Origin of the sequence: Streptomyces sp. NPDC002773, assembly GCF_040295605.1 — a bacterium.
In the GTDB taxonomy this organism is placed as follows: domain Bacteria; phylum Actinomycetota; class Actinomycetes; order Streptomycetales; family Streptomycetaceae; genus Streptomyces.
Map to the genome: position 1 here is coordinate 59,875 of NZ_JBEOVO010000001.1, position 17,050 is coordinate 76,924.

Here is a 17,050-nt window from a genome sequence, read left to right on the forward strand (position 1 = left end):
ACACCGCACGTCTGTACGGCAGGAGTCCCGCACCCATGGCAGAGCGCAAGCCGATCGAATCCTGGCTGACCGACATGGACGGCGTCCTCATCCACGAGGGCGTGCCGATCCCCGGTGCCGACGCGTTCATCAAGAAGCTGCGGGAGACCGGGAAGCCGTTCCTGGTCCTCACCAACAACTCGATGTACACGGCCCGCGACCTGCACGCGCGGCTCGCCCGGATGGGCCTCGAAGTCCCCGTCGAGAACATCTGGACCTCGGCCCTGGCCACCGCCAAGTTCCTCGACGACCAGCGCCCCGGCGGCACCGCGTACGTCATCGGCGAGGCCGGCCTGACCACCGCGCTGCACGACATCGGCTACGTCCTCACCGACCACGCCCCGGACTACGTGGTGCTCGGCGAGACCCGTACGTACTCCTTCGAGGCGATGACCAAGGCCGTACGGCTCATCAACGCCGGCGCCCGCTTCATCTGCACCAACCCGGACGAGACCGGCCCCTCCCTCGAAGGCCCGCTCCCGGCCACCGGCTCCGTCGCCGCGCTCATCACGAAGGCCACCGGCAAGGAGCCGTACTTCGCGGGCAAGCCGAACCCGCTCATGATGCGCACCGGCCTCAACGCCATCGGTGCCCACTCCGAGTCCAGCGCCATGATCGGCGACCGGATGGACACCGACATCCTGGCGGGCCTGGAGGCGGGCATGCAGACCTTCCTGGTGCTGACCGGTCTGACGACGCAGGCGGAGATCGACCGCTTCCCGTTCCGCCCGTCGAAGATCGTCCCGTCGATCGCGGACATCGTCGACCGCGTGTAGGCCCCGTGCGGCCGCCCCCTGCGGATGCGAGCCGGGCGGAACCGGGTGACCCTGCCAGTACCAGGAGGTCACGATGCGTTCAGGTCTCATTGCTCTCCGTGCCGCAGGGGCGGCCGTGGTGCTCGTACTGGCACCCACGGCCGGTGGCGCGTACGCCCATGACGGGGTGAAGGCCACCGTCACCCCGTCCACCGCCTCGCCCGCCGCCGACGTCGACGTCCGCGTCCAGGGCTGCAAGGGCACGACCGGCGCCGCGAAGTCGCGGGCGTTCGTCGCCGACGCCGCACTCACCGGCCGCGACGGCGGCGGCGCCCCGCTGTTCGGCGACACCACGATCAAGACCCGGCTCGAGAACGGCACGTACAAGATCAGCGTGACCTGCGACGGCCACGACCACCCGGACGTCGGCACGGTCCAGGTCAAACGCCAGAAGCCCCCGCACGAGCCGACCCACGAGCCGACGCACAAGCCCGCGCACAAGCCGGACGAGCAGCCGACCCACAGGCCGACGCACAAGCCGGACGACCACCCGAGCCCGATCGCCCCGGTCCGGGCGGGCGGCGGAGGCACCGCCGCGTTCGCCGCGCCGGCCGCCCCCGGCGTCGCCCAGACCACCAGCGCGAGCGGCCTCGGCACCCCGTACACCCTGCTCGGCCTCGGCATGGCCGCCGTCGCCGCCGTGGCGGTCGCCTTCCGCAGCTCCCGCCGCCACCGCGCCACCGGCTCCGGTACGGACACGGGCGGGGAGTGACGGTGGCGTCCGGAACCCGCCCGGCGGGCACCGGGCGACTCGTCACCGGCGTGGCCTGGGCGGTCCTGCTGCTCGGCCTCTGGCTCTGGGGCCGCGATGCCACCGAGGGACCCGGGGGCATCTCCGCGCCGACCACCGGTGACATCGCCGCGGTCGGCCGCCCGCTCGGCACGGCCCTGCCCCCGGCCCACGACCCCCTGCCACCCGTCGCGCCGCGGCGGGTGGAGATCCCCTCCCTCGGCATCACGGCTCCCGTGGTGGCGCGCGGACTGGACGACACGGGCGCGATCGATCCGCCGCCCTACGAGCTGCCGCACACGGTCGGCTGGTTCGGCGCCGGCACCGCACCGGGTGCGAGCGGCCCGGCCCTCCTCGTCGGCCACGTCGACACCGACACCCGCCCGGCCGTCTTCTACAGCCTGAGCGCGGCCCGGCCGGGCGCCGAGGTCCGCGTCACCCGGACGGACGGATCGGTCGCCGAATTCACCGTCGACGACGTGCAGGTCTACCCCCGGGAACACTTCGACGCCCGCAAGGTCTACGGCGCCCGGGTCCCCCACCGCGCGGAACTCCGCCTGATCACCTGCGGCGGCACCTTCGACCCGACGGCGGGCACGTACTCGGCGAACGTGGTGGTGTCGGCGTATCTGACGGGGGCGGGCGCCTGACGGGGCAGGCGGAACCGACGGACCTGGCCGCGGTCGGCGGGGCGCGTCCCGTGCCGCCGCCGACCGGGCCGGTCCTCGACCGCGGGGCACACGGGCGCGGGAGGGGACCCGGTGCCGCCGCGGGAGGTCGGGGGTTGCGGACACTGTAAAGGCCGCGCCTCGCCCGGCCCAGAGGGCTGCCGTGTCACGATGGTCACCCGCTCGCTCCGCACGTGCCCGAGGGACCCGCATGTCCGCACGTACGCCCGCGTGCCGAGCCGGGTTCGTCCTCCCGGCCGCCGCGTTCCTGCTCCTCCTCTCCGGCTGTACGAGCTCCGCCCCGCGACCCGCAGGGGACGCGCCGGGCGCGGTGGACGCTTCCGGCATGCCAGGCCCACCCGGCCAGGGCCCGGCCACGGCCGGCCAGGGGTCGAGTGCCGCCGCCGTCCCCTACTGGGTGAACCCCCGCGGCAAGGTCGCCGACGCGGTCGCCGGGCATCTCGCGCGGGCCGTACCGCCGAGGCCGCGCTGCTGCGGAGGATCTCCTCCCGGCCGCAGGCCGAGTGGCTCGGTCCGGACCGCTCCGAGGACGAGACCCGGGCGCTCACCGAGGCCGCCACCCGCGCCGGCCGCGAGGCGCTCCTCGTGCTGTACGCCATCCCGAACCGCGACTGCGGCCAGCACTCGGCGGGCGGCGCCGCGGACGCCGCCGCCTATCGCGACTGGGTCGACGAGGTCGCCCGCGGCATCGGCGGGCGGCGCGCCACGGTCGTCGTGGAGCCGGACGCCGTGATGCACGCGATCGACGGCTGTACGGACGGGCGGCTCCGCGTCGAGCGGTACGAGCTGCTCAAGGCGGCGGTCCTGCGGCTGAAGCAGCAGCCCGCCACCACCGTCTACATCGACGCGGGCAACGCGGGCTGGGGCAAGCCGGAGGACCTGCGGCTCCCGCTCCAGGAGGCGGGCGTCGCGGCGGCCGACGGCTTCTCGGTCAACGTCTCGAACTTCCGGACGACCGCCGAGAGCACCGCGTACGGCAGGGAGCTCTCGGCCCTGGTGGGCGGCAAGCCCTTCGTGATCGACACCAGCCGGAACGGAAACGGCCCCTACACGGAGGGCGACCCGGCGGAGAACTGGTGCAACCCGCCGGGCCGCGCGCTCGGCGCGCCGCCGACCCGGAACACGGGGGACCCGCTGGTGGCCGCGCACCTGTGGATCAAGCGGCCGGGCGAGTCGGACGGCGCGTGCCGGGGCGGCCCGAAGGCGGGGGAGTGGTTCGACGCGTACGCCCAGGAACTCGCGAGGGCCGCACGGTAGTTGGGGCGACGTGGCCGAAGAACGACCAAGACCCCCTCACCGATGGCGAGGGGGTCTTGACTCTGCGTGCGCCGCCAGGGACTCGAACCCCGGACCCGCTGATTAAGAGTCAGCTGCTCTAACCAACTGAGCTAGCGGCGCCTGCTGACAGAGAGAACTCTACCCGACGTGCAGGCGTGCTCCCGACCAATTTCGGTCACCACCGGCCTGTCGGATGGTCGTATCAGGGCTTCAATCCGTCAAAATGCGATTTGTCCAGACAGTTGAGACACTGACGCCCCAAACCAAGGGTCAAAAGATCTTGACGAGTGTGGAGGGGAATCGCATGAGCGTGCCGGTCTTCGAGGAGTTCGAACCCGCGGCCGACTGCGGCTGCCCGGGGTGCGCCCAGCAGCGGCGTGACCTCGCGCTTGGCCTGCCCGTCCGGGCCGGAGGGCATCCCGCGGCCCACGGCGCCCGCCGCGCCCTGGTCCTGGTGACGGCGGCGGGCGTGGTCCTGAGCGGAGGCGGGGCCGCGGTGGCGACGGCCCTCCCGCCGCCGACGGGCCCGTTCACCCCGGCGGACGAGGAGCCCGGGACAGCGGCCGGTCCGGGGCCCGACACGCCGCAGGGCGGCCGTGCGCCGCTGCACGGCGCGCCCGGCCCCGGCTCCCAGCCCTCCCCGAACGCGACCCCGACGACCAGTCAGATCGCGACCGGCACCCTCCGCAAGTCGACCCGGACCGAGATCATCAACCGCGCGAAACTGTGGGTGACAGCCCAGGTCCCGTACTCCATGGAGAAGTACTGGTCGGACGGCTACCGCCAGGACTGCTCCGGCTTCATCTCCATGGCCTGGAACCTGCGCGGCAACGAGTGGACCGGCAGCCTCGACCGCTTCGCCGACCGGATCGACCGCACCGAGCTCAAGCCCGGCGACATCCTGCTCTTCCACAACCCGGCCGACCCGACGCGCGGCTCGCACGTCACGATCTTCGGCGGCTGGACCGACTACACCCACACCTCCTACCTCGCGTACGAGCAGACCAGGCCGCGCACGCGGAAGCGGGCCACGCCGATGGCGTACTGGGAGAACGCCGACCGGTACGTGGCCTACCGCTACAAGGGCGTGGTCAGCGGCGGCAGCACCGGCGGGACGGGTGGCACCGGTGGCGGGGCGAAGCCGACGGCGACGCCCTACCCCGGCCTGGGGATGTTCGGCCCGGGGGCCAATAACGGGTACGTGGCCCAGCTCGGCCGGCTCCTCGTCGACCGGGGCGCCAAGAAGTACTACAGCAAGGGCCCCGGCCCGAAGTGGGGCGAGGCGGACCGGCGCGCGACCCAGGCGTTCCAGCGGGCGCAGGGCTGGAAGGGCGGGGAGGCGGACGGTCTGCCGGGCCCCGAGACGTGGCGGCTGCTCGTGACCGGCGGAGGCAAGAGCATCGGCGGTTCGAGTGGTTCGGGCGGCTCAAGCGCCCATGCGACGGAGTTTCCCGGGCGTGGCTCCTTCCGTCCGGGCCAATCCAACGCATATGTGGAGAAGCTGGGCAAACAACTGGTGAAGCGGGGCTTCGGCAAGCACTACCTGTCGGGACCCGGTCCGCGCTGGACGGAGGCGGACCGCCGCAACGTCGAGGCGTTCCAGCGGGCACAGGGGTGGCGCGGCGCAGCAGCCGACGGCTACCCGGGCCCGGAGACCTGGCGGCGCTTGTTCCGATGACCCCGAGAGCATGAGGTGGACCCCGAATGACGGCATCGACCCCGAACCCCGCGGACTCCGGCGCGGCGGCCTCACGAGACGCGGCCCGCACGGCGAGACGCCTGACGGACGGCAAACTCCCCCGCACGACCCCTCCCCACACCTCGCCTCCGAGCACCCCGCCGCCCCACGAGCCCGAAGCGGGTGGCGCGGAGCCGCCGGTCTCCGAGGAGGCCGACGCACGGCCGCCGGCCCCGGAGGGTGCGGCTGCCTCCCCGGCGGAGGGTGTGCGGGCCCCCGTCATGGGCGCGCCGATCTCCGCCCCGGGCGAGGCCGCGGAGTCCACCCCGGGCGGAGCTCCCGTGCTCCCGCAGGACGCGGAGCCCGCGCCGCAAGCGGAGGCCCCGAACGGGGGTGCAGGGCCGGCCGGTACGCCACCGGGGCAGGCGGCGGTACGTCCCTGGGCGGCGCCGGAGCATTCGGCGGGGTCGGCGCCGGCCGACCTCGCGGGAGGTTCCGGCGCGTTGCCGGTACGGGGGGCGGGGCCGGAGCACGCGGCGGCGCCGGCCGACCTGGCGGGGGGTTCCGGCGCGTTGCCGGTACGGGGGGCGGGGCCGGAGCACTCGGCGGCGCCGGCCGACCTGGCGGGGGGTCCCGGCACACCGCCGGCGCAGGAGGCCGGGCCCACCGGCGGCCTCCCCACGGGCCACCCGGACGGTTCCGGGTCCAGCGCGCCGACGGTTCGCCCGGCCGGCTCCGCCGATGTGTCGGCGGTCATCTCGTCGGGGATCGCGGGCAGGTCCCACACCCGCCCGGCAGGCCCCGCCTCCGGCGCCTCGGTGAACGCCGCCGAAGCGGCTTCGGGCCCCTCCCTGGCCCACCCGGCCGGGTCGGCCCCCGACGCGCAAGTGAGCCCCGCCCCCGCGCCCGACGGTGCCGTCGTCGCCGCGGTGCGGGTGGTGCGCCGGAAGAACGTGATCGGGGCCGAGACCACCGGCTCCATCCCCGTACATCTGCTCTTCCGGGACGAGCCGGACACCGTCCTGCCCCTGGTGGCGGGTGAGGACGACGGGGGGCCCGACACCGTCGCCATGGCCCCGCCGGTCCCGGTGAAGGGCCCCAGGCACGCGGCCCCGAAGTCGACGAAGGTCCAGGCGGCGGAAGCGGGGCTCAAGTCCAGCCTCAAGCCCCTCCCCAAGACGCAGACGAAGGAACAGTCCGAGGCGCAGGCCAAGGTGCTGTCCAAGACGCTGTCCAAGGCGCAGCCCGACGCGCCGGCCGGGTCGCGGAGCAACAGCAAGGCCCCGGCCCCCACCCCCGTCCTGCTCTCCCGGCCCGCCCCCACCGCCGACCCCGATCTCGTCGAGCGGTCGGCGCAGGTGCTGCCCGGGTGGGTCGGGGTGGCCGGCGGGGCCCTCGCGCTCGCCGGGTGCGCGGCGGTCGTGTGGTGGGCCGGGGCGGTGCCCGCGGAGGCGGCACGGATGCTGCGGCTGCCGGAACGCCCGTACCACGGCATCCACCTCGGCCAGTGGGCGCTGCTCGCCCTCGGCGTCGTGCTCACCCTGTTCGCGCTCGGCGGTCTCGGCCGGGGCCGGGTCGGCTACGCCTGGGTGCTGACCCTGTTCGGCGACTACCGCGGCACGGTCCGCCGCACCGGACTGGTCTGGGTCAGCCCGCTCCTGCTGCGCCGCCGGGTCGACGTACGGCTCCGGCACTGGCGCAGTGAGCCGCTGTCGTCCGTGGACGCGAAGGGGACCGCGCTCGACGTCACCGTCCTCGTGGTGTGGCGGGTCAGGGACACCGTCCGGGCGGCGCTCGGGGTCGACGGGCACGAGGACTACCTGCGCGAGCAGGTGGAGGCGGCGATGGCCCGGGTGCTTTCGCAGCTTCCCGCGGACGCGTTCCACGAGGACGCCCCGACGCTGAGGGACGCGGAGGCGGTCGGCGAGGCCCTGACGCGGATGCTGTCGGCGGAGTGCGCCCCGGTCGGGGTGGACGTCTTCTCGGCGCAGCCGACGCGGATCGAGTACGCGCCCGAGGTGGCGGCGGCGATGCGGCGGCGCCGGATCGCGGCGATCGACGCGAAGCACCGGGACAGTGTGCTGACCTCGGTGGTGGACGCGGTGGACGACGTGGTCCACCGGCTGACCAGTCGTGGTCTGGTGGAGCTGGACGACTACGAGCGCAAGGCGCTGGTCAAGGACCTGACGGTGGCGTTCTACACGGGTCGGACGGGTCCGGTAGAGGGGGCGTGAGGGGATGGACATGTTCAACGTCCGTCCATACCTTGGTACTTGGTCCAGACCAAAATGACAGACCCGCACCACCCGCACGCGTGCGCGCACGGCCCAACGGAACTCCCCCACGTTCTCCTGGAGCGACAGCATGCGCAAAAAGTCAGCCGGGGCGGCGGTGGTGGCGCTCGGCGTCGCCGGCGCCACCCTCTTCGCCACCGGTAGCGCCGGCAGCCACGGCTACACCGACTCACCGATCAGCCGACAGAAGCTCTGCGCCAACGGCACCGTGACCAACTGCGGCTCCATACAGTGGGAGCCGCAGTCGGTCGAGGGCCCCAAGGGCTTCCCCGCCGCCGGACCCGCCGACGGCAAGATCTGTTCCGCCGGGCTCACGCAGTTCGCCCAGCTCGACGACCCCCGGGGCGGCGCGTGGCCCGCCACGCAGCTCACGGCGGGGCAGAGCTACAGCTTCCGCTGGCAGTTCACGGCCCGGCACCGCACCACCGACTTCAAGTACTACATCACCAAGAACGGCTGGAACCCGAGTCAGAAGCTGACCCGGGCCGCGCTCGACCCCCAGCCGTTCCTGACCGTCCCGTACAACAGCCAGCAGCCGCCGGCGACCCTCTCGCACTCCGGGACGATCCCGGCGGGCAAGACGGGCCGTCACCTGATCCTGGCGGTGTGGACGGTCGCGGACACCACGAACGCGTTCTACGCGTGCTCGGACGTCAAGTTCTGACGTCACGTTCTGACGTCACGACCTGACGTCACCCCCGCCGGGGGGCGAGCCGCACCTCGGCGTCCTGCTCGACCACGTGCCGGAGTACCCGCTCCGGCCCGGCGCGGCGGCCCTCGCGGGGGCCGCCGTCGCCGGGATCGCCCCGCCCCGGCGGGAGGGAGGGCGTGGGCTACCCCCCGTCCGCCTCCCGCCCCCGCCTACCGTGGGCCCCTATGGACTCCCGTAACCCCTGGCAGGCGCTCACCCGGCCCCGCTTCCTCCGTAGTTCCTGGCCCTGGCGGGGCGTCGGGTATCTGGTCACCGGGGGGCTCTTCGGGGGTGTCGTCTGTCTCGTCTTCCTCGTGCTCGGCGTGTTCTCGCTGTTCCTCGTCGGGCTGCCGCTGCTCTTGCTCTCCGGGCCCGCCGTCGGCGGCGTCGAGCGGCTGCGGCTCCGGCTCGTCGACCTGGACCCCGCCCCCGATCCGCACCGCGTCCCCGCCGAGCCCGGTCTCGGAGCCTGGCTGCGGCTGCGGGTGGGGGAGCAGGCGACCTGGCGGGAGCTCGGGTACGCCCTGCTGCTCGCCACCGTCCTGTGGCCGCTCGACCTCGTCGCGCTCGCCGTCGGCGTCGGCCTGCCCCTGACGCTCCTCAGCACCCCGCTCCAGCTGGCGGTGGACGGCGAGGAGGCGAAGGTCGTCAAGGCGTACCTGGTCACCTCCTACCCCGAGGCCTTCGCCGCCGCCCTCCTCGGCGCCCTCCTCCTCGTCGCCCTCGCCTACCCCCTCGCCGCCGTCGCCGGGGCCCGCGCCGCCCTCGCCCGCGCCCTCCTCTCGCCCCGCGACAGCGACCCGCAGGACGGGATCGGCGAGGTCATCGCCTCCCGGGCCCGCCTCGTCGACGCCTTCGAGTCCGAGCGGCGCCGCATCGAGCGCGACCTCCACGACGGCGCCCAGCAACGCCTGGTCGCCCTCACCATGACCCTCGGCCTGGCCCGGCTCGACGCCCCGCCGGGACCGCTCGCCGCTCAGCTGGCGAAGGCCCACACGGAGGCCGGGCAGGTCCTGACCGAGCTGCGGGAGCTGATCCACGGCATCCACCCGCAGGTCCTGGCCGACTACGGGCTCGGCGCGGCCCTCGCGGACGCCGCCGACCGGTCCGCCGTTCCCGTCGCCCTCGACGTCGAGCTGCCCCGCCTCCCGGTGCCCGTCGAGAGCGCGGGCTACTTCGCCGCCCGCGAGGCGCTCGCCAACATCGGCAAGCACAGCGGCGCGACCCGGGCGCGGATCACCGCCCGGCACACCCACGGCATCCTGCGGATCGACGTCGAGGACGACGGACGCGGCGCCGCCGACCCGGCCGGCGGCAGCGGCCTCACGGGCCTGGCCGACCGGATCGCCGTCCTCGATGGCACACTGACGATCATGAGCCCGAAGGGCGGGCCGACCCTCCTGCGAGTGGAGATCCCGTGTCCCGCACCGAGCGAAAGCTCCGCGTCGTCCTCGCCGAGGACAGCGTCCTCCTCCGGGAGGGGCTGATCGGGCTCCTGGCCCGGTTCGGGCACGAGGTCGTCGCCGCCGTCGGTGACGCCGACGCCCTGCGCGAGGCGGTCGCCGCCCATGACCCGGACATCGTCGTGACCGACGTCCGGATGCCGCCCGGCTTCCAGGACGAGGGCCTGCGCGCCGCGGTCGCGCTCCGCGCCGAGCGGCCCGCCCTGCCGGTCCTCGTCCTCAGCCAGTACGTGCAGCGCAGCTACGCCGCCGACCTCCTCGACGCGGGCGACGGCACCGGCGTCGGCTATCTGCTCAAGGACCGGGTCGGGCAGGTGGAGGAGTTCCTGGACGCCCTCGCCCGGGTCGCGGACGGCGGCACGGTCGTCGACCCCGAGGTCGTACGGCAGCTGCTGCGGCGGCACCGCGATCCGCTGGAGGCGCTGACCCCGCGCGAGCGCGAGGTCCTCGGCCTCGTCGCGGAGGGCCGGTCGAACGGGGCGATCGCCCGCCGCCTGGTCGTGACCGAGGCGGCCGTCGGCAAGCACATCGGCAACATCCTGGCGAAGCTGGACCTGCCGCCGGCCGGGGACACCCACCGCCGGGTCCTCGCCGTCCTCACGTACCTCAGGGCGTGAGGGCGGGGGTACGAAAAAGCCCCCCGCTTCCGCGAGGGGCTTCTTCCGTCTGTGCGCCGCCAGGGACTCGAACCCCGGACCCGCTGATTAAGAGTCAGCTGCTCTAACCAACTGAGCTAGCGGCGCCTGTTGACAGAGAAAATACTACCTGGTCCCACGGGGTGCTTCCGACCACCCGCGGGACGGGTCCTTCCTCGGCCTCAGATCGCCAGCGAGAGCACCACCGGCGCGGCCCTGCGGTTCAGCGTGTCGGCCGCCGAGCGGAGCCGGTGGGCGTGCTCGATCGGCAGGGAGAGCGCCAGGCAGCCCACGGCGGAGCCCGCCGTCAGGGGGACGGCGGCGCAGACCGTGCCCACCGCGTACTCCTGGAGGTCGAGCACGGGGACGGTCGGCGGCTGGCTGTCGAGCTTGGAGAAGAGGATCCGCTCGCTGGTGATCGTCCGGGAGGTCAGCCGGGCGATCTTGTGGCGGGAGAGGTGGTCCCGCCGCCCGTTCTGGTCGAGCTGGGTGAGCAGGCACTTGCCGACCGCGCTGGCGTGCGCCGCCGAGCGGAAGTCCACCCATTCGTTGACCGCGGGGGTGCGCGGGCCGTCGGCGAACTGGGTGATCTTCACCTCGCCGTCGATGTACCGGCTGATGTAGACCGCCGCGCCGACGGAGTCGCGCAGTTCGGTCAGGGTCTCCTGGAGCTTGGCCTGCAGGGCCTCGCGGCGGGTCATGCCGGAGCCGAGGAGGACGAGGGAGTCCCCGATCACGTACGCGCCGTCGGCGACCTGTTCGACGTAGCCCTCGCGGCGGAGCATGAGGAGCAGCGAGGAGAGGTGGGCGACGGGCAGGCCGGTCTCGCGCGCGATCTGGACGTACGTCACTCCGCCACCGTGCCGCGAGATCGTCTCGAGGACGCGCAGGGCGTATTGCACCGAGTGGAACGGCGCGGTGGGCTCGGGCTTCAGCGCCACGGTTTCCCCCTACCAGGTTGTGACCGCAAGCTTTCGTACCACGATAACCGCCAAGCACCGTTTACGGGGCGGCTGTTGGCGAGAATGATGCGGAGCATCCGGGCCCTACGCTGGGGCTCACCACCCTGGCATATGCCAAGGTCATGGGTGCGCGGTAGAGCCTCAGGTCAGGGCCGTGCGCGGGGGTGTTCGCGCAGGCGTTCGGCTCGTGGAGAACGCAAGATTTTTCAGGGGGAAGCGGAGTCGGAGGCGACCCTTCCTGTGGCCGATAACCGCCGGGAGCCGCCGGGATCACGTCGAGAACCGCCGGGAGCACGTCGAGAACCGCCGGAATAAGCGGAGACACCCTCCTGTTATGCCCCTGACGAAGTGCCCGCACGTGTGCCGAGGAGGGTCCCGAAGGTGACCGACGCTATTCGAGGAGAGGTGCGGGGGACCGCGCCCGTTCCGCTGTCCGTACTGGACCTGGTGACCGTCGGCAGCGGGAGGACCGCGACCCAGGCGCTGGCCACCAGCGTCGAGCTCAGCCGGCTCGCCGAGCGGCGCGGCTTCCACCGCCACTGGGTGGCCGAGCACCACTCCATGCCCGGCGTCGCCTCCTCCTCCCCGGCGGTCATCCTCGCCCACCTCGCCGCCCACACCCGGCGCATCCGCCTCGGCTCGGGCGGCGTCATGCTGCCCAACCACGCCCCGCTCGTCATCGCCGAGCAGTTCGGCACCCTGGAGGCCTTCGCCCCGGGCCGGATCGACCTCGGCCTCGGCCGCGCCCCCGGTACCGACGGGGCCACGGCCGCGGCCCTGCGGCGCACGGACACCCTGAACGAGGGCGCCGACGACTTCCCCGAGCAGCTCTCCGAGCTGACCCGGTTCCTGGACGACGACTTCCCGGACGGGCACCCGTACGCCCGGATCCACGCCGTACCCGGGCCGGTGCAGGGTCCGAAGGGGCGCCCGCCGATCTGGCTGCTCGGCTCCTCCGGCTTCAGCGCCCGCCTCGCCGGCCTGCTCGGCCTGCCGTTCGCCTTCGCCCACCACTTCTCGGCCAGGAACACGATCCCGGCGCTCGACCTCTACCGGGACACCTTCCGGCCCTCGGCGCACCTCGACGCCCCGTACGCGATGATCGGCGTCTCGGCGCTCGCCGCCGACGACCCGAAGGAGGCGCACCGCCAGGTGCTGACGGGCGCGCTGTCGATGCTGCGGCTCCGCACCGGCCGGCCGGGCCTCATCCCGACGCCCGAGGAGGCGGAGGCGTACGCGTTCAGCTCCGCCGAGCGGGAGTTCACGGACAGCTGGCTCGCGAACGTCGTGTACGGCTCCGCCGACGAGGTCCGCACGGGTCTGGACGACCTCCGGAAGCGGACGGGCGCCGACGAGCTGATGATCACGGCGAACGCGCACGGCGGGGAGGCGCGGCTGCGGAGCTACGAACTCGTCGCGGACGCGTACGACCTCCCGGAGCTGCCGGACGTCCCGGACCTGCCGGACGTTCCGTAGCTGCCGGACGTCCCGTAGTCTCCGGACCCTCCCGGAGCCGCCGCGCCCCTCGGTAGCCCGCGCCCCCTCGGAGTCGTCCAGGTAAAAACCCTGGATTCCGGGCCTGGTTGGTTCCTTCTTGAACCACCCTCGCGGCACCCCTAAGTGAACCTTAAACCGCTCGTCACCGATGGTGGCGGGCGGTTCCGCTTTGTGCTGCGCCCTCCTGACAAGGCCTTTCTTCCGCGAATTGGTCTAGTCCTCAATCTGGTTCAGACCATTGACGCACTGTTCACGTGCCGGTTATCACTGCTCCAGCTCCTGTACGGCACCACCCCCGCACTCCCCCCGATGGAGGCCGCACGTGCACCCCCGTAAGCCATTGATCGCCGCGCTCCTCAGCTCGGCCCTCGTCGGCGGCGCCCTCGCGGCGACCGTCGGCCTCGGCTCCGCCCAGGCGGCCGACACGACGACCACTGCCTCTGCGGGCAATGTGCGCATCGCGTACTACGACCAGTGGAGCGTCTACGGCAACGCGTTCTACCCCAAGCACCTCGACACCCGGGGCATCGCGAGCCAGCTGGACGTCATCAACTACTCGTTCGGCAACATCCACCCCACCAACCTCACCTGTTTCATGGCCAACAAGGCCGCGGGTGACGACAACAACCCCAACGCGGGTGACGGTGCGGGCGACTCGTACGCCGACTACCAGAAGTCCTTCAGCGCGGCGGACAGCGTCGACGGCGTCGCCGACAAGTGGGACCAGCCGATCGTGGGCGTCTTCAACCAGTTCAAGGAACTGAAGGCGAAGTACCCCCACCTGAAGATCAACATCTCGCTCGGCGGCTGGACCTACTCCAAGTACTTCCACGACGCGGCGAAGACGGACGCGAGCCGCAAGAAGCTCGTCTCCTCCTGCATCGACCAGTACATCAAGGGCAACCTGCCGGTCGAGGGCGGCTTCGGCGGCGCGGGCACGGCGGCCGGCATCTTCGACGGCATCGACATCGACTGGGAGTACCCGGGCTCCTCCGGCGGCCACCTGGGCAACCACTACGGCCCCGAGGACAAGCAGAACTTCACCCTGCTCCTCGCCGAGTTCCGCAAGCAGCTCGACGCGCACGGCGCGGCCAACGGCGGCAAGAAGTACCTGCTGACCTCGGCCCTCCCGGCCGGCCAGGACAAGATCAAGTACATCGAGACCGACAAGATCGGCCAGTACTTGGACTACGCCAACATCATGACGTACGACATGCACGGCGCCTGGGACGGCGACGGGCCGACGTACCACCAGTCCCCGCTGCACCCCTCCCCGAACGACCCGACCGACCCGATCGCGCCGGGCACCGAGAAGTACAGCATCGACGCGGCCATCGACTCCTGGATCGACGGCAACCCGGCCTACGGCATCGCGGGCGGCTTCCCCGCCGACAAGCTGACCCTGGGCTACGAGTTCTACTACCGCGGCTGGAAGGGCGTCCCGGCCGGCACCACCAACGGCCTCGCCCAGACCGCCACCGGTGGCTCGAACGCCCGCCCGCTCTCCCAGCAGGCCGGCATCGCCCACTACAAGGAGCTCGGCGGCATCGTCGACAACGCGTCGACCACCTTCTGGGACGACCGGTCGAAGTCCTCGTACTTCTACAAGGACGGCGAGTTCTTCACCGGCCTCAACCAGAAGTCCATCCAGGAGCGCGTGAACTACGGCAAGCAGCGCGGCCTGGCCGGCGCGATGATGTACTCGCTCCTCGGCCTGGACAACAACGCCACCCTGCTGACCCAGATCAACACCGCGCTCGGCGCCACCACCACCCCGCCGACCACGACGCCGCCGACCACCCCGCCGACGACGCCCCCGACCACCCCGCCCACCACGCCCCCGACCACGCCCCCGACCACGCCGCCCACCACGGGCTGCGGATCGGTCCCGGCGTACACGGCCGGCACGGTCTACAACGGCGGCACGGTCGTCTCCCACAACGGCCGCAAGTGGCTCGCCCAGTGGTGGACGCAGAACGAGACCCCCGGCACCACCGGCGAGTGGGGCGTCTGGAAGGACCAGGGCGCCTGCTGAGGCCCTGACCGACCGGCCTCGTACGAGCCCCGGAACCCCTGAACGCCTGAGCCCCACCTGAACCGCTGCCCCCGCCCGGGATGTCCCTCCGGCCGGGGGCAGCTCCATGTCCACGACCCCTCGGGGTCACACCCGCAGCGGCTCCGCGCCGATCAGTTCGGCGATGCGGTCAGGGGCCACCGCCCGCGAGTACAGCCAGCCCTGCCCCGTGTCGCAGCCGATCCGGCGCAGCCGGCTCGCCTGCCCGGACGTCTCGACGCACTCGGCGGTGACCGTGAGCCCCAGCCGGTGCGCGAGCTGGACCAACGCCTCGACGATCAGCTCGTCCGCCGGGTTGGCGTGCTCCTCGTCCTGGAACCCGCGCACGAAGGAGCCGTCCAGCTTGAGCACCGAGACCGGCAGCCGGCTCAGATAGGCGAGGTTCGAGTAGCCGGTGCCGAAGTCGTCGATCGCGATCCGCACACCCATGTCGCTCAGCGCCTGGAGCGCCTGGAGCGGCCGGCCGGCCGAGCCCATCACGGCGGACTCCGTCAGCTCCAGCTGGAGCAGGTGCGGGGCGAGGCCGGTCTCCGCGAGGATGCCGGCGACGTCCGCGACCAGGTCGGAATCCCAGACCTGACGGACCGCCACGTTGACGCTGACGAAGATCGGGCGCTCGCGCGGATGGTCCTTCTGCCACTGCCGGGCCTGCCTGCAGGCCGTCCGCAGCACCCATCGGCCGAGCTCCACGATGGAGCCGTCCTCCTCGGCGATTCCGATGAACCGATTCGGCGCCAGTGGACCGAACTGCGGGTGGTTCCAGCGCACCAGTGCCTCCACGCCCCGCACCGCCCCGTCGGACAGGTCCACGAGCGGCTGGTACTCCAGGCCGAACTCGCCGCGCTCCACGGCGGGTCGCAGCGTGGAGGAGAGCGCCTGCCGGGTCATCCGGTGCGCGTTGCGCTCCGGGTCGAAGAGGGTCCAGCGGGCCTTGCCGTCGGCCTTCGCCCAGTACAGCGTGGTGTCCGCGGCCTGCATCAGGGCGGTCGCGGTCGTCCCGTGCCCCGAGCGCTCGACCACGCCGATCGAGGCGGAGACCGCGAGCCGCTGACCGGCCAGGTCGAAGGGGTGCTGGAGCGCGTCGAGCACCGAGCGCGCCAGGTCCGCGAGTTGTTCCGTGCCGGTCGAGTCCTCGACCAGGATCGCGAACTCGTCCCCGCCGAGCCGCGCCACCAGATGGCCGCCGCTGCGGGTGTAGCCGTCGCTGTCCGCGCACTCCGTCAGCCGGCCGGCGACGGCGGCGAGGAGCCGGTCGCCGACGCGGTGGCCGAGGGTGTCGTTGACGGCCTTGAACCCGTCGAGGTCGAGGTAGCAGAGACCGATCCGCCCTGTTCTGCCATACCCGTAGGACTCGTACGAAGAGCTGATCACGGCCCTGGCCCTGGCCCCGGCGCCGCCCGTACGGTCGGCGCTGCCGGCCCTTTCCGCCTCCCCGGTGCCGACGGTGCCGATGGTGTCCCCGGCGTCCTCGGCCGAGGCCTCGAGCGCGGCGGAGAGGCGCTCGAAGAACAGCGCGCGGTTGGGCAGCCGGGTCACCGGGTCGTGCATCTGGAGGTGGCGGAGCCGAGCCTGGAGCTCGCGCCGGTCGCTGATGTCCGCGATGGAGAGCAGCACGCGCCGGCTGTCGGGCACGGGCGCGACGGTGACCTCCGCCCACAGCGAGCGCCCGTCGGCGTGCTTGAGGCGGCGGGTGCAGCGGAAGCGGGAGCGGCGGCCGCGCAGCACCTCGCGGTACGCGTGCCAGGTGCGCCCGTCGGACGCGAGGTCGACGAGATCGGAGGCGGCCTGCTCCCGGAGCGCCCCGGCCTCGGTGCCGAGGAGGGTGCAGAAGGAGTCGTTGGCCGCGACGACGACGCCGTCCTGGTCGACGACGGCCATGGCGAGCTGCGCGACACGGAAGGCGGCGCGGTAGTCGCGGAGTTCGGCGGCGCGACGCTCGGCCGAAAGCCCGGGGTGACGCTCCGTGAGTGCGGACTCTGCCGCGTGGTTCTCCGGCGGCTCTGGGTGCACCGGTCCTTCGGGGGTTCCGCTCACCGCTCGCTCCCGTAGTGCAGTCGGGCCGGTCACATGTGGTCGGGACGGTCGGCCAAGGAAGAGTGAGCCGATCATAGAGCCAGCGCGGGGGAGCGTTCCAGCTCCGGGGCGCCTCCAGGGGGCGTGCGACGCTGTGAGGCTGCCCACCGCGGCACCCTGCACGATCGTTTC

12 protein-coding genes, 2 tRNA genes and 1 pseudogene are annotated in these 17,050 nt (G+C 72.9%); 11 read left to right on the top strand and 4 right to left on the bottom strand.

The features are described 5' to 3' along the window. Window positions 1–35: 35 nt before the first annotated feature. The 4 genes and pseudogenes from ABT034_RS00320 to ABT034_RS00335 all read left to right on the top strand — a co-directional run bounded on the left by ABT034_RS00320 (window position 36) and on the right by ABT034_RS00335 (window position 3,530). Window positions 36–815 carry an HAD-IIA family hydrolase gene (locus ABT034_RS00320; RefSeq protein WP_351209622.1) on the top strand — a complete coding sequence of 260 codons (780 nt, stop codon included), beginning with the start codon at window positions 36–38 and terminating at the stop codon, window positions 813–815. A 73-nt stretch (window positions 816–888) separates the two neighbouring features. Next, window positions 889–1,566: a hypothetical protein gene (locus tag ABT034_RS00325; protein ID WP_351209624.1), complete on the top strand. Its 678-nt coding sequence runs from the start codon at window positions 889–891 to the stop codon at window positions 1,564–1,566. After that, window positions 1,563–2,234, top strand: a complete 672-nt coding sequence (locus ABT034_RS00330) for a class F sortase (protein WP_502972760.1) — start codon at window positions 1,563–1,565, stop codon at window positions 2,232–2,234. The genes ABT034_RS00325 and ABT034_RS00330 overlap by 4 nt, the downstream gene beginning before the upstream one ends. A 229-nt stretch (window positions 2,235–2,463) precedes the next feature. After that, window positions 2,464–3,530: pseudogene (locus ABT034_RS00335) on the top strand (glycoside hydrolase family 6 protein). Window positions 3,531–3,597: 67 nt separating this feature from the next. On the opposite strand, the gene ABT034_RS00340 reads toward ABT034_RS00335, so the two are convergent. Further along, window positions 3,598–3,671 (bottom strand) — tRNA-Lys (locus ABT034_RS00340). A gap of 184 nt (window positions 3,672–3,855) precedes the next feature. On the opposite strand from ABT034_RS00340, the gene ABT034_RS00345 reads away from it, so the two are divergent. From ABT034_RS00345 to ABT034_RS00365, 5 genes are all read left to right on the top strand, one after another. Next, window positions 3,856–5,229, top strand: a complete 1,374-nt coding sequence (locus tag ABT034_RS00345; protein ID WP_351209628.1) for a peptidoglycan-binding protein — start codon at window positions 3,856–3,858, stop codon at window positions 5,227–5,229. A gap of 26 nt (window positions 5,230–5,255) precedes the next feature. Further along, window positions 5,256–7,463, top strand: a complete 2,208-nt coding sequence (locus ABT034_RS00350) for an SPFH domain-containing protein (RefSeq protein ID WP_351209630.1) — start codon at window positions 5,256–5,258, stop codon at window positions 7,461–7,463. A 130-nt stretch (window positions 7,464–7,593) separates the two neighbouring features. After that, a complete protein-coding gene (locus ABT034_RS00355; RefSeq protein ID WP_351209632.1) occupies window positions 7,594–8,187 on the top strand; it encodes a lytic polysaccharide monooxygenase auxiliary activity family 9 protein in 594 nt (197 codons plus the stop codon). Between the two features lie 212 nt (window positions 8,188–8,399). Next, complete coding sequence (locus ABT034_RS00360; protein ID WP_351209634.1) at window positions 8,400–9,701, top strand: sensor histidine kinase; 1,302 nt, start codon at window positions 8,400–8,402, stop codon at window positions 9,699–9,701. After that, complete coding sequence (locus ABT034_RS00365) at window positions 9,632–10,294, top strand: response regulator (RefSeq protein ID WP_351209636.1); 663 nt, start codon at window positions 9,632–9,634, stop codon at window positions 10,292–10,294. The genes ABT034_RS00360 and ABT034_RS00365 overlap by 70 nt, the downstream gene beginning before the upstream one ends. A 52-nt stretch (window positions 10,295–10,346) precedes the next feature. Here the strand turns inward: ABT034_RS00365 and ABT034_RS00370 are convergent. Both ABT034_RS00370 and ABT034_RS00375 read right to left on the bottom strand, forming a co-directional pair. Continuing rightward, window positions 10,347–10,420, bottom strand: a tRNA-Lys gene (locus tag ABT034_RS00370). A gap of 74 nt (window positions 10,421–10,494) precedes the next feature. Then, entirely contained in the window at window positions 10,495–11,253 is a 759-nt protein-coding gene (locus ABT034_RS00375; RefSeq protein WP_351209638.1) for an IclR family transcriptional regulator, read from the bottom strand. Between the two features lie 402 nt (window positions 11,254–11,655). On the opposite strand from ABT034_RS00375, the gene ABT034_RS00380 reads away from it, so the two are divergent. Then, entirely contained in the window at window positions 11,656–12,750 is a 1,095-nt protein-coding gene (locus ABT034_RS00380) for an LLM class flavin-dependent oxidoreductase (protein WP_351209640.1), read from the top strand. A gap of 343 nt (window positions 12,751–13,093) precedes the next feature. Continuing rightward, entirely contained in the window at window positions 13,094–14,806 is a 1,713-nt protein-coding gene (locus ABT034_RS00385) for a glycosyl hydrolase family 18 protein (protein WP_351209642.1), read from the top strand. Between the two features lie 126 nt (window positions 14,807–14,932). On the opposite strand, the gene ABT034_RS00390 is transcribed toward ABT034_RS00385, so the two are convergent. Then, window positions 14,933–16,879 (bottom strand): putative bifunctional diguanylate cyclase/phosphodiesterase, encoded by a 1,947-nt coding sequence (locus ABT034_RS00390; protein WP_351209644.1) that lies wholly within the window; start codon window positions 16,877–16,879, stop codon window positions 14,933–14,935. Window positions 16,880–17,050 lie beyond the last annotated feature (171 nt).